We start from the raw sequence: 12,969 nt of genomic DNA on the forward strand, positions 1-12,969 counted from the left end.
ACTTTTTCGGATGTTTAAACATCCTGCAAAAGTTTTTATAGGAGGAGTTTTAATGGCTACAACGACCTTACAAGGCGCTGCCGTTATCGACAAATCAATTATCAAAAAGACATCAACCGCATCGACGTGCTTTATGGGGCTCGGTCAGATTCTCTATTTAAAGCAATACGTGCGCGGCGCCTTTTTCGCTTTGATGGAATTGGCGGTCTTATTTTTGATCTTTTTTGATCAGACGGTTATGCAGTTCAATGGAAAAGGCCCTATCGTGCGGAGTCTGATCGGCCTTATCACACTCGGAGATGAAAAACCGAATGTCCCCATCAAGATGAAGGATCATTCCATCTTCATGATGATCGGCGGTCTTATCACCGTATTGCTGCTCGTCGTGTTTATCTGCGTGTATGTCGCGAACGTGATCACTGCGAAAAAAACGGCAGCATATATCGTCGAAAAGCAGCGTTATCCATCCGTTGAGGAAGCCCGCAAGAAGTTTGTCGAATCGGCGTTTCCGTATCTCGGATTGAGCCCTGCGATCCTGTTGATGCTGTTTTTCACTGTTTTGCCGCTCATCTTTTCGGCGCTGGTCGCCTTTACGAATTACTCATCGCCCAAGCACATTCCGCCGAACAACCTTGTCGACTGGGTCGGTTTTGAAAACTTTATCACGATGTTTAATTCAAAGATGGCAAACAGCTGGTTCTCCGCCTTCGGGCGCGTCGCTCTGTGGACGGTTATCTGGGCATTCTTTGCAACCACAACCTGTTACTTTACCGGTATGATCTTCGCGGTTATCCTCGTCGACAAGCGCATCAAGCTGCCGAAATTCTTCCGAACCGTGTTTATCCTACCATATGCTATTCCGGTTATGCTGAGTTTGTTCATTTGGGCGAACCTTTTAAACGGAACATTCGGCCCCATCAACCGCTCGCTGATGCAGTTCGGTCTTTTGAGTGAACCGATTAAGTGGCTTTCCGACCCGTTTATGGCAAAGATTACGATGCTGTTGGTCAATATTTGGATCGGTTTTCCATATAGTATGATATTGATTACCAGCAATATGACGGCCATCCCTGCGGATATTTATGAGGCGGCAACCATCGACGGTGCGAATAAATTGCAGCAATTCTTCCGCATCACCCTTCCGTTGGTGTTGTTCCAAACGATGCCCATTCTCATTATGCAGTTTGCTGCCAATATCAACAACTTCGGTGCGGTATTCTTCCTTACTGCCGGCGGTCCGAATCTTGACGACAGTATTCAGACAAAGGCGGGCGCAACCGATCTGTTGATTTCGTGGATTTATAAACTCACGTATGATACGCCGACTTTGTATAACCTTGCCTCGGTACTTTCCATCCTCGTGTTTGTCGTGCTGGTGCCGTTCGCAGTCTATAATTTTACGCATACCAAGGCGTTTAAAGAAGGAGAACTGTAATGAAAAAGCATTCTCTGAGTACCATACTGGTGCTGATTATCCTGTATACCGTCCTTATTTCGACGGTGCTCTTTGTCCTCTATCCCGTTGCCTTTACCGTCGGCGCGGCGTTTACCAAAACCAATTCGTTGGCGGCAACAAGCATTTCTCCTATTCCCAAGGAACCGTCGGTGTATCAGTTTAAACGGCTTTTAACACCTGCCGACAAAATCGTCGAAGGTACAACCGATGTACGTGGTACAAACTACGTTAAATGGTACGGAAATACCCTCAAAATTGCGGTGTTCAATGTTCTTTTGACCTTGGCTGTCTGTGTAACCGCCGCCTATATCTTTTCCCGGTTTAGGTTCCCGCTGCGGAAGCCGCTGCTCGCTTCTATGATTGTGCTGCAGATGTTCCCAAGCTTTATCGGAATGGTTGCAACGTATGTACTGCTATGGAAGATAAACGGCTTAAATACCCATTGGGGACTCCTTTTGGTATATGCGGCGGGCAGTGTGCCTTTTAACGTATGGCTGATGAAAGGCTATTTTGATACGGTGCCGAAAAGCGTTGAAGAAGCCGCCCATGTCGACGGTGCCGGTTCGTTTACCACATACGTGAAAATCGTACTGCCGATGGTAAAGCCGATGATTATGTTCCTTGCGCTTACCAGCTTTACCGCACCGTGGATGGACTTTATCTTCCCGCGCCTTATTTTGCGCAGCGATGATAAAAAGACCTTGGCACTCGGCCTTTTCGAGCTGATTAACGGCCGCGCAAACGATAACTTTACGATGTTTGCTGCAGGCGCGCTGCTCGTAGCAGTGCCCTTTACGCTGCTGTTTATGGCAGGACAGAAATTCCTATTAAAGTCCCTTGCCGCCGGAGCGGTAAAAGAGTAGAAAAGGGCAGGGCAAAGAATTGGCAATGGGTAATTGGTGATGCGTAATTATATTTCCAATTACCCCAGCCTCGTCTAAAACGGTAGAAGAAAAGTTCAATGTAATTTTCACTCTTACCGGGCAAGTAAAAGAAATGAGCGACCGCCTGACTGAGGCAATGCGGGAACAGGAGAATGGAAGTAGGGAAGTGTTGACTGCCATTAAGAGCATCAACACGGTGACGATAGAAGTACAGGCCGGCTCCGAAGAAATGTTAAAAGGCGGAGAAAGTGTTACGGGCGAAATGCATAAACTCGATGAACTTACTCGTATCATAACCGACAGCATGAATGAAATGGCTTCCGGTGCGGTGCGGATTAGTAACGCCATACAAGAAGTAAACGAAATCACGCAGAAGAATAAGCGGAATATTGGGAATTTGACGGAAGCAGTCGCTCAATTTAAAGTCAATTAGCGGCTCTGCCCCTAATGACCCCATCTCGCGCAAACTAAGCCGATGCCCCCGTATATTTGCAAAAGGGCGCTTTCGAAAAAAAGCTTCCGTAAGCTTTTGCAAAGAGACGGTATAGATGCTAGGAGCGTACAAAAAACACCCGCAGGCACGGTAAAAAATGTACGTCCTGTACATTTTTTACCTACGTGTTTGCTGCGCAAACACGCTGCTGCGTAGAACCACCGCCGTCCATGGCAGTTCTGATACGTCGAAGACTAATTTGTTCGCAGCAACAAAGTAGATACACACATCCAGCGCTTTTGCAAAGAGACGGCGTAGATACAAGGAGTTAGCCGAAAATAAAGCGCAGGCGTATTTATATACGTTGAGCATTTATTTTCGGCGTGCGACGCAGTAGATGCGTCGTATATTTGCAAAAGACTAGTCGACACGAAAAAGTTGACTCTTCTGATACACAGGGAAAAAGCGTTTCTGGCTGCCGTTTTCAAACTGTACGGTAATCACCAATTCGCCGCCGCTTTGCCTTGACTGTACGACATAGCCGTAGCCGTAGTCGTCGTGAAAGATCTGCTGCCCGCACTTCCATAATGCAGCTTCTTCGTCGGCGGGAGAGGTAAAGCTTGCAATGGACTGTCCTATCACGTCGACAAGACCGCTGTCAATTTCCGCTAAAAAGCGGCTTGGTTCCATATACGACAGCTTTCCGTACATCCGCCGTGCTGCGCAGCTGGTCATATACAGCGCGTCCTGTGCACGGGTACAGGCAACGTACATCAACCGCCGCTCCTCTTCCATATCTTCGGCGCTTTCGTCATTGCGCGGAAAAATACCGTTTTCAAGACCGGTGATAATTACATTGCGGAACTCAAGCCCTTTTGTGTTGTGCATAGTGATAAGCTGCACGGCATCGGCTCCTGCATCGGTTTCCGCAAGGCTGCGGTCCAGTTCGATATGCTCCAAAAAGGAAGTCAGTCCGGCAGCCGAGCAGGGGTACAGCGAGGCGGTATTGGCAAGTTCCTGCAAGTTCGCTGTTTTCTGCGTACCCATCACTTCGTCCTGATTCCGGTGAAAAACGCCTAAACCTGTTTGCTCGATAACCGCCAGTACAAAGGCAGCGAGCCGCTCGCCCTGCTGTCCGTGTTTTTGCGTAATTGCCTGTTCAGAGGCGCCGGTGTCTATGGTACTGCCGATTGGGGCATCAGACCGCAGGTCGTCGGCTTGTGCATCGATGTCCACTGCCGTATCAAACGCCGCAGCGCCGGCGGTATTTGCGGAATCGTATTCGGCAAGAAGGCTGCGGAGCGAATGCAATGTGTTTAAAAACTCCTGCAGCGCGGTACCTGCTTTCTTGGGTATCGGGAGCTTTGCTCCTGCGCCGAGTAGTACAGTAATATAGTCGGCTCCTTGTTGCGGTATAGCTTCTGCTTGTTGTCGCAAGGGTAGGGCAGTGGGTTCTTGCAGTTGAGTGAACTCTTGTTGAGCGCTTCCACTGTCTTGTTCCGGTGAACTGCCGAATGCCAATACACCTGTATATGCCGGTGGTTCTATGGTTGCCGCTTCTTCCACAGTTGCCGCTGAACCTGTATTTGCGGATAAATTTGTAAATGCTGCGCGAGCGTACGCAACCAACTTATTTTGTGTGGTTTCGCCGATTCCCCGCGCGGGTTTATTCACCATACGGCGGAAGGCAATTTCATCGCGTCCGTTTGCGATAAGCGCCAAAAGAGCAAGCGCATCTTTAATTTCTTCGCGTTCGTAGAACTTGAGCGTACCGACTACTTTGTGAGGAATTTTTTCGTGCAGGAAAGTTGTTTCAAAGTTGAGCGACTGTGCATTGGTGCGGTACAAAATTGCCCAATCTGAATAGGCACCGCCTGCCCGTACCGCCTTTTTGATGAGCTGCACACACAGCTCTGCCTCCGCGTCTTGAGACGGTAGGTAATAAAGGCAGGGCTTTTGTCCGCCGGTTCCGCGTGCTGCAATCAGCGTTTTACCGAGCCGGCCCTCATTGCGGGAAACCACCGAGTCGGCGACGCGCAAAATCGGTTCATACGAGCGGTAGTTCCGCACCAGCCGGATAATCTTTGTGTGCGGAAATTGACGGTCAAAGGTCAGGATGTTCTGCACCTCCGCGCCGCGGAACCGGTAAATAGACTGATCGTCATCGCCGACAACACAGACATACGTGTCTTCGCCGGTCAATTCCCGCAATAGCTGAAACTGAGCGCTGTTTGAATCCTGATACTCATCCACGAGGATCACTTTAAAGCGTCTATGAAGCTGCTGGGCAATAGCGGTATGTTCTTGCAGCAGCTGAACCGGCAGCATAATCAAATCGCCGAAGTCGGCATTCCCTGTTTCACGGAGCCGCTGTTGATACGCACGGTAGATTACAGCGAACTCAGGCGCGGGGTCGATCATCGTAAGCTGCGGGTTATCAGGCAACAGGCAATAATCTTTCGCGCGGGAGATTTTCCGTATAAAGCGCTGCGCCTCCTGCTTATTTAGCTGAGGCAGCACTTTCATCAACAGCGTTACCGAATCATCATCATCGTAAATCGTAAAATTGGGAGAAAGCCCCGCCCATTCGGCATACCGGCGCAGCATCCACGCACCGAAAGAGTGAAAGGTGCGGATACTCGACCTGGCTGCGCGTTCATCCAGTGCCTGTGCCCGTTCCGCCATTTCCCGAGCAGCCTTGTTGGTAAAGGTAACTGCCAAAATCGATTCAGGACGCACATCTTGTTCTGCAATGAGCCACGCAATTTTTGTTGTAATAACCCGCGTCTTCCCCGAACCCGCACCAGCCAAAATCAAAAGCGGCGAGCCGGTATGACACACGGCTTCAAGTTGTTCAGGATTTAAAACCGATAAATATCCGCACGTTTCTTCCATCGTTCTCATGTTACTTTTGGCTAAGATTTCCCGTCAGCAATTCTTTAAGTTGATCTAAAATCTGCCCGCCGCCGGTAATGGAAATTTGGCTGATCTTTTCGCTCATCTTATCGACATATTCAAGTTCCTTGAGTTTTAGCAACAAGGGATTTTCCTCCATCAATTTAGCGGTATTGAGGAGGCTCCGCGTCGAAGCGGTTTCTTCGCGGCGGGTGATGATATTCGCCTGCGCTTTCTTTTCGGCAATCAACACTTGATTGACAATATCCCGAATCTCTCCCGGTAAAATAGTATCTTTCAGTCCGCATGAAAGCACTTCGATACCGAATTGCGCTTGATACGGTTTTAGAGTCTCCATGACAAAGGCATTGATTTCCTGTTTTTTTTGCAGCAGCTCATCAAAAAGGAGCGTGCCGACATACTCGCGCAATGCAAGTTGAAAGCACACATACAGCTGATTTTCATAATCGACATTTGCAACCAGCGCAGTAACCGGATCGTTTATTTTATACCGGCACATAAAATTAAGCCGGAGCAGGATTTTATCCTTTGTCAATATTTCTTGACCTGAAATTTCAAGTTGCCGTGCACGCATATCGGCTTTTATCACATTGATGGACTGAACACCTTTCCAGAAAAAATAATTCCCCGGTTCAAGTATTTTGATGAATTGTTTATCAAAGTAGAGAAGCCCCTTCTCGTATGGTTCAACTCCATAGCTGATAACGTAGGGTTTCAATACATCGGCAGTGAGGATATTCCGATCAATATCCGCGCTGATTTCAGGATTGTTCAAATCAATCTGCTGAAATGTTTTAACGCGGCTATTATTCCAAAAAATATGCTGTCCCGGTGTTAACACGTCTTTTAAAAACTCATCGTCAAAATAGAGCGCAATATGACCGGCACTCACCGTAACGGTTTCCGTTTGATTGCGGAATGCCTCGTCGGCAAGCAGTTCAGCCGGATCGCCTGCGGTATGCAGTTCTTCAAAAACCGAATGATATTCAAGCGTATAGCTTTTCCAATTCAAAAAAAATCCAGGCTTTAGGATTTTGATAAACTTTCCGTGCTTAAATAGCAATACCTTTTGATCAAACCTAATATACATACTTACTCCCTGTAATAGCTGAGGCAATTGCCCTGAGATTAAAAAGAATACGGAAGACCTGTCCTGCCGTCGAAGAACGGATCGCGGCTTTAGGAATGCTGCAATGCTTCTATGCTCGGTACGGTTAGGCGCTCTTTCTAAAAAGAGAACCGTAGCGTACTGAGTTTCGGCAGCTGCGCTCTACATTCCGGTATCTGCTGCAATGCTAAGTTATCCGCCGGTTGCCGTCTGCAAGCTCCTCACCTGACCCCGCACAAGTCCTCGGGACGGCACGGCATCAGATAGAAACAGTATGCAAAAGCGCCGAGACATCAGCGCCTTTGCCGCAGACAGCGAGGGCAAGTATTCCGTATGTGTTGTGGTGCTTCTTTTCAGAAGCTGTGTTACCATACGCTGCGTGAAGTGCAGTTGGGAATCGAACCCAATTAGTCCAGCCGGGCGAGAGAGTGCTTTGCTCTAACTCGACACCGGGTTATCTCATATTTTTTCACGGCAGAACGCAGGAGACTACTGTTCCGGCGCTGCTGTGCTCTAAATGAAACACCGCGTGAAAAAAACAGACGTCTTATTGTATGAGTTTATCGAGGCCTTGGCTAGAGGAAAGTGAGAATGCACCAGGGCAAATATTTAAAAAATGTTGAGTGTACTTGCCTTCTTTTTGCGAGCATCTCTAGAAATTATACCTGAGTTTTTTGCAGATGCCTATGATTGTATAATCAAAACTATGAGAAGTATTATATCATAAGTGTACGGATTTTGGTAGCGAATGCTACATTTCATATTAGAGTAAACGCATCGGATTTCCGGCGCAGCGCAGCCGTGCTTCAAATATGTTTGTTGATTCCCATTAGTTAACGAAAAACTAAATTTACAACCCAATGAGTAAATGTACCGATAGGGAGTAAATCGATATCGATTATGTTTTCGATGATTATGGCAGCAAACAAAGTAAGAGTGCCGTATTGTGTTATTTTCCGCTCAACTTCATTGCTTAAATTGAGTCCCGATAAAAATACATGACTGCCGTGCCATCGCCGAGTTTATCCGCAACGAAGGCATGGCTGAATTCATGTACGGTAAGGCCGATAATCACTCTGGGCAGCGAATACAGTATATTAGTCCAGTTAAAATTCATAAAAAAACGCTATCAGTGTAAAAACTCTTTTACAGCGCCGCTTTATAAATTGCAAGAACATCGGCTGCCGTTAAGGTTTGGAAGCCGCGGATTTTTCCGCTGCGGCTCCGGTGCATCACAGCCGCTTCCGCCATCTCTTTAAGATGCTCTTCGCCGATACCGACTTCACGCAGCGTCATCGGGATACCGAGCGATGCAAAAAATTCCGATGTCTTATCGATGGCGGCGTTTGCCGTTTTATAGACATCCGCGTCTGCGGGCAAGCCCCACACGTTGACACCGTATTCGGCAAGCTTATGCACGGTATTATCGTTCAGTACGTGCCGCATCCAGTGAGGGGTCAGGATTGCAAGTCCTACCCCATGCGTAATGTCATAAAAGGCGCTCAGCTCATGTTCCATCGGATGAGCCGACCACATCGTCATTTTTCCGCAACCCAACAAGCCGTTAATTGCCCATGTTCCTGCCCACATCAGATTGGCGCGGGCGTCATAATTATCGGGTTCCTTCAGCGCAATGGGGCCGTAGTGGATACAAGTCTTGAGTACCGCTTCGGCGGACCGGTCTTGTAAGTAAGCCCCGTCATCCAACGAAAAATAATTTTCAAACGTATGACTCATAATATCCGCAGTACCGGCGGCCGTATGCTCTTTGGGTACCGAGAACGTGTAGCACGGATCCATCACCGAGAATTTAGGCATTGCAGACGGTACTTCAAAGCCGAGCTTTTCCTTGGTTTTAAAATTGGTAATAACGGCTCCGCAATTCATTTCGGAACCCGTCGCTGCAAGGGTTAAGACAGTACCGAGCGGGAGGACGTTCTCCGCTGATGCCTTCCGGGTAACAATGTCCCACGGGTCGCCGTTATAGTGCGCACCGGCAGCGATTGCCTTAGCACAATCGATGGAACTTCCTCCGCCGACAGGGAGAATAAAATTAAGCTTATGTTCCCGTACCAGCGCGATTCCTTTTTCAACTTCTTCTATCCGGGGGTTGGGAGAGATGCCTGACAGCTCCGCATAAAAGATACCTTTTGATTTTAACTGCGCCGTTACCGTATCGTAAAGCCCGATTTTCTTGATACTCCCGCCGCCGTAACAGAGCAACACTCTATTGCCGTACTTTAGTATTTCATCGGCAAGCCCTTCGACACTGCCTTTCCCGAACAGTATCTTTACCGGTACATCAAAAACAAAATTGAACATCATAGCCTCCTAATCATTTTATGGAATGGAAAAAACGCTTTGATAAATCTATTTATTTAAGTTTAACATAGAATACATGATTGTACTATCCTGCATAGTCTAAAGTTTTATCTGGGGGCCTCACTCCGTTCGGGGCGCTACGTCCGCTGTTCCGCTTTCGCTCCATTCCTCCACTTCGTTTCTGTACGGACAAGGATGTCCGTGATGTGAATCAGCAGCTCCTATCGCTAACCCTGTGGGCAGCACAGAGCTTATATCTCCTTGCACATATATACTATTCCGATGTTCCTGCCGAATTTCCGCCAACAGTTCTTCAATCTTCCGTATTCAATAAACCCATGCTTCTTATGAAATGCAATGCTTTGCTCATTCTCATCGGATATATCAACAACAAGCTTTTTCATGCTGTGTTGTTTTGCGTCATTTTCCAGCAATGATACGATTTCCCGTCCCACACCTTTTCCGGTCATTTCCTGTTTAATGAAATACATGCAATCGCCGAGTTCGTTAAATGTTCGGATGTTTTTATATTTTTCCAGCATACAAAATCCGATAACCTCGTTTGCATTATTCATTATCGCGTATGCGCTGACAACATCGTCATCAACGAGGGTGTTAAAGAAGTCATACCCAACTTTTTCGGAACGGTATGCTGCTGTTGTGTGTTCAATATAATAATTGAAAATATCGATTGTTTCTTTTTTATATTTTGCAGTCAGCCTGTTAAAATGAATATCCATCAGCACCTCTCCTACTTTTTATACAAAACCAGCATAAAAATTTACCCTGTTCTATTATATGTATTGTAGCGGTATTATCTACAGCAATAATCGTAAAAGCTCACCGTAAATGCTTTTCCCAATCGCGCCAGCTCACATAGGAAGTACCGTTGATGTCCATACTCATATCGGATAAATAAAACACCGCATTTTTTGCCGTTTCATCATTCAGCAGCTGTAAATATTTTTTTGTGCTGCGCGACAGCTTTGCATCCGGGGCATTGGAGCTTTTTATCTCAATCGCAAAAGTACGGTTCCAATCCGCAATCGTATCTACCTCCAAGCCCTTGCTGTCTCTAAAAAAGGTCAGATTCGCTTTTTTGCCCTGATTCATGCGATATTTCAGTAATTCTGAAACGGCAAAGGTCTCAACCGCTGCTCCCTTGTATCTGCTCAAGAGCAAAGCCTCTTTTGTCTCCAGCCGTAAAAGATGACACAGCAGTCCTGAATCAACAAAATAGAGCTTCGGCGTTTTTACAATACTTCTTCCAAGATTATTGGTGTTCGGTTCAAGGAAGTGGATAATAAACGAAGCCTCTAAAATAGAAAGCCAGCTCTTGACCGTCGGTGCGGAAATACCGGTATCCCGCGCAATGCTATCCATAGAAAGCAGCTGCCCGCTCTGCACCGCACATATTTGAACAAACTTCTTAAACAGCGAAATATTGCCGGAATTAATCTGATCCCGTATATCCAAGTCCAAGTAGGTATCGATATAATTTTCATACCAATCCTCCGGAATAAAATGCCGGGCAGTATCATAGAGGGGCGGATATTGACCCGAAAAAATCAGCGTATACGGATTGTCCGGCAGCACACCGCCCGTCTGTAATTCGTGAATGGAAAACGGCAGCAGCTTCAAAAACGCTGCTCGCCCCGCCAAACTGTCCGTCATATTTGCTTTTAACCGGAGCTGACTGGAACCCGTTACGATAAACGTTCCCGGAGCGCTCTGTTCCCGATCCACATGCAGTTTTATCGCATCAAAGATTTCCGGTACTTTCTGCGCCTCATCAATCACCGCACCATCGGGAAACGCCATAATAAAGTCATTCGGATTCGACGCTGCAAGATCCCGCATTGTCCGGTCATCAAACGTCACATATTTTTTATCAGGGAAAACCGCTTTTGCCAGTGTTGACTTCCCGCTCTGCCGCGGCCCGGTTATCCCAATCACCGGAAACTGAGAAGCCAACCGCCGCAACGCCTCTTCCGCTGTCCTTTTAACCATATCGCCGCTCCTTTTTTAATCCGATTACAAGTAGACCTGTTTACCCCTTCTGTTGCTGAAGAGGTCTAGCATTGGAGATGATAATCCAAAGTATACTATGGGAGAATCCTAAAGTCAATATTGGGAATAATCCAAAGTTTTATATGGTGATAATCTAAAGTTTTGACGGGTTGTAATCTAAAGTTTTATGCAGTGATAATCTAAGGTCTTGTTTTTATATGGTGGTTTTCTCACTCCGTTCGGGTCGCTACGTCTGCTGTTTCGCTTTCGCTCCATTTCTCCGCTTCGTTTCTATACGGACAAGGATGTCCGTGATGTGAATCAGAAGCTCCCATCGCTAATCCTATTGTAGCGGTATACATTATCTCTCTATAGACTAAGGCTATGAGCAGGGGGCGGAGCGGTTTGTTACATTATACCGCCCGCCTATGATATTATTTACTGTACTTCTTTTCTATATCGCCGATCATATTGACGCGTTTTGTGTAGCTGCCGCCTTCAAACTGTGCATCAAAAAAAGCATCGACAATTGCTTTTGCTATTTCAGGGCCTACAATACATACCCCCATAGAAACGATATTGATATCACTGTGCTCAACAGCCAATTTTGCGGTGCACGGTTCACTACACGCGGCAGCACGGATTCCCGGAACCTTATTTGCGGCGAGGGAAATACCGATACCTGATCCGCAGATCAATATTCCTTTTTCAACCTCCTTCGATTTAATTGCCTCAGCAACCTTTAAACCGAATTCGGGATAATCGACCGGAACCTTCGGATCTGTCGTTCCGTAATCGACACATTCATACCCTTTGTTTCGTACATGTTCCATTAAGATATGTTTTAATCCAACCGATGCATGATCGCATCCAAAACCGACCTTCATAGTATGCTCCCTTTGTATCGTAAGATTTTTGATCATTTTCTACAAACCGGAATCTTATAGAAAAGATCGCAATTATTGCAACTTCTATTGCAGTGCTACAACATAATAACATATTTATAGCGAAAATACTATGGATAGGATATCTCTAAAAAACTCACGCAGATTTGTTTCGCGTTCTTCGGAATAGATACACTCATCCCCTTGACACCTACCCCAATCGGTTGTATTTTTATATGTGTTAGCTAACGCTGTATGCAAAAGAAGGAATCCATGCCGAGAGACAAAACCGCCAATCATATAAAAATTATAGCTGCGGCAAAAGCCGAATTTATGGAGATGGGCTTTGATAAGTCTTCCATGCGGCGCATTGCTGAACGCTGCGGTATGACGGCTGCGGGAATATATCGGCATTGTGTGGATAAAGCAGACCTCTTTGATCAAATTGTCGCTCCTGCGGTGGATCGCATAAACGCTTGGTTGGATGCGCACGTTGCGCGGTATGTGGATGCAGTCCATCACGAAGAACGTATACAGTGGCGGGATTCTGAAATCGACATGATGCGTGAGATTATCTATCCGAACATGGAAGAATATCATCTATTGCTGGCAAAATCGCGGGGGAGTAAGTACGAGCATTTCCTCCACGATCTTACAGAGGGGCAGCAAGCGCAGCTTTTACAATATATGCCGATGCTGAAAGCGCAAGGCTACGCGGTGAGGGATATTACTCCAAAGGAGCTGCATCTTTTGCTTTCAGCATATACGACTGCTCTTTTTGAACCGGTTATCCATAATTACAGCGTGAAAGAAGCACTCCGCTGCTTAACAACGGTAGAGGCATTCTTTGTTCCGGGCTGGAAGCAGTTGTTAGGGTTCTGATAGCTTGCATAATTGAATAGTGTTAAAAGACACACCGCCTCGTGTGTGAAGAGTGGCGATGAGTTTAAGTAAAT

10 protein-coding genes and 1 pseudogene are annotated in these 12,969 nt (G+C 46.6%); 4 read left to right on the forward strand and 7 right to left on the reverse strand.

What is annotated here, in order from left to right; all coding sequences use genetic code 11:
* The first annotated feature begins 52 nt into the window (after positions 1-52).
* The 3 genes and pseudogenes from QI63_RS08845 to QI63_RS08855 all read left to right on the forward strand — a co-directional run.
* The gene (locus QI63_RS08845) at positions 53-1,435 is read left to right on the forward strand and encodes a carbohydrate ABC transporter permease (RefSeq protein ID WP_044015642.1); all 1,383 of its coding nucleotides are present in this window, start codon (positions 53-55) and stop codon (positions 1,433-1,435) included.
* Positions 1,435-2,319 carry a sugar ABC transporter permease gene (locus QI63_RS08850; protein ID WP_016524050.1) on the forward strand — a complete coding sequence of 295 codons (885 nt, stop codon included), beginning with the start codon at positions 1,435-1,437 and terminating at the stop codon, positions 2,317-2,319. Before QI63_RS08845 ends, QI63_RS08850 begins: the two co-directional genes overlap by 1 nt.
* A 70-nt stretch (positions 2,320-2,389) precedes the next feature.
* Positions 2,390-2,773: pseudogene (locus QI63_RS08855) on the forward strand (methyl-accepting chemotaxis protein); the annotation flags it as partial.
* Between the two features lie 420 nt (positions 2,774-3,193).
* Here QI63_RS08855 and QI63_RS08860 read toward each other — a convergent pair.
* The 7 genes from QI63_RS08860 to rpiB all read right to left on the reverse strand — a co-directional run bounded on the left by QI63_RS08860 (position 3,194) and on the right by rpiB (position 12,016).
* Positions 3,194-5,668 (reverse strand): ATP-dependent helicase, encoded by a 2,475-nt coding sequence (locus QI63_RS08860; RefSeq protein ID WP_044015645.1) that lies wholly within the window; start codon positions 5,666-5,668, stop codon positions 3,194-3,196.
* 10 nt (positions 5,669-5,678) lie between these two features.
* The gene (locus QI63_RS08865; RefSeq protein ID WP_044015647.1) at positions 5,679-6,779 is read right to left on the reverse strand and encodes a slipin family protein; all 1,101 of its coding nucleotides are present in this window, start codon (positions 6,777-6,779) and stop codon (positions 5,679-5,681) included.
* 991 nt (positions 6,780-7,770) lie between these two features.
* The gene (locus tag QI63_RS12875) at positions 7,771-7,914 is read right to left on the reverse strand and encodes a hypothetical protein (protein ID WP_200877745.1); all 144 of its coding nucleotides are present in this window, start codon (positions 7,912-7,914) and stop codon (positions 7,771-7,773) included.
* Positions 7,915-7,943: 29 nt separating this feature from the next.
* Positions 7,944-9,119 carry an iron-containing alcohol dehydrogenase gene (locus QI63_RS08870; protein ID WP_044015649.1) on the reverse strand — a complete coding sequence of 392 codons (1,176 nt, stop codon included), beginning with the start codon at positions 9,117-9,119 and terminating at the stop codon, positions 7,944-7,946.
* 251 nt (positions 9,120-9,370) lie between these two features.
* Positions 9,371-9,859, reverse strand: coding sequence for a GNAT family N-acetyltransferase (locus QI63_RS08875; protein WP_044015651.1), 489 nt, complete (start codon positions 9,857-9,859; stop codon positions 9,371-9,373).
* Between the two features lie 100 nt (positions 9,860-9,959).
* On the reverse strand, positions 9,960-11,129 hold the full coding sequence (locus QI63_RS08880) for an ATP-binding protein (protein ID WP_044015654.1): 1,170 nt from the start codon (positions 11,127-11,129) through the stop codon (positions 9,960-9,962).
* Positions 11,130-11,563: 434 nt separating this feature from the next.
* Positions 11,564-12,016 (reverse strand): ribose 5-phosphate isomerase B, encoded by a 453-nt coding sequence (gene rpiB, locus QI63_RS08885; RefSeq protein ID WP_044015656.1) that lies wholly within the window; start codon positions 12,014-12,016, stop codon positions 11,564-11,566.
* A gap of 270 nt (positions 12,017-12,286) precedes the next feature.
* Here rpiB and QI63_RS08890 point away from each other — a divergent pair, with 270 nt between their 5' ends.
* Complete coding sequence (locus QI63_RS08890; RefSeq protein WP_044015658.1) at positions 12,287-12,895, forward strand: TetR/AcrR family transcriptional regulator; 609 nt, start codon at positions 12,287-12,289, stop codon at positions 12,893-12,895.
* Positions 12,896-12,969: the final 74 nt, after the last annotated feature.

Source organism: Treponema sp. OMZ 838 (assembly GCF_000775995.1).
GTDB lineage: Bacteria > Spirochaetota > Spirochaetia > Treponematales > Treponemataceae > Treponema.

Bases quoted from the DNA above. Each gene is read 5' to 3' on its own strand.
- rpiB (WP_044015656.1), bottom strand. From the start codon at position 12,016: ATGAAGGTCGGTTTTGGATGCGATCATGCATCGGTTGGATTAAAACAT.
- QI63_RS08860 (WP_044015645.1), bottom strand. From the start codon at position 5,668: ATGGAAGAAACGTGCGGATATTTATCGGTTTTAAATCCTGAACAACTT.
- QI63_RS08870 (WP_044015649.1), bottom strand. From the start codon at position 9,119: ATGTTCAATTTTGTTTTTGATGTACCGGTAAAGATACTGTTCGGGAAA.
- QI63_RS12875 (WP_200877745.1), bottom strand. From the start codon at position 7,914: ATGAATTTTAACTGGACTAATATACTGTATTCGCTGCCCAGAGTGATT.
- QI63_RS08880 (WP_044015654.1), bottom strand. From the start codon at position 11,129: ATGGTTAAAAGGACAGCGGAAGAGGCGTTGCGGCGGTTGGCTTCTCAG.
- QI63_RS08850 (WP_016524050.1), top strand. From the start codon at position 1,435: ATGAAAAAGCATTCTCTGAGTACCATACTGGTGCTGATTATCCTGTAT.
- QI63_RS08890 (WP_044015658.1), top strand. From the start codon at position 12,287: ATGCCGAGAGACAAAACCGCCAATCATATAAAAATTATAGCTGCGGCA.
- QI63_RS08875 (WP_044015651.1), bottom strand. From the start codon at position 9,859: ATGGATATTCATTTTAACAGGCTGACTGCAAAATATAAAAAAGAAACA.
- QI63_RS08845 (WP_044015642.1), top strand. From the start codon at position 53: ATGGCTACAACGACCTTACAAGGCGCTGCCGTTATCGACAAATCAATT.
- QI63_RS08865 (WP_044015647.1), bottom strand. From the start codon at position 6,779: ATGTATATTAGGTTTGATCAAAAGGTATTGCTATTTAAGCACGGAAAG.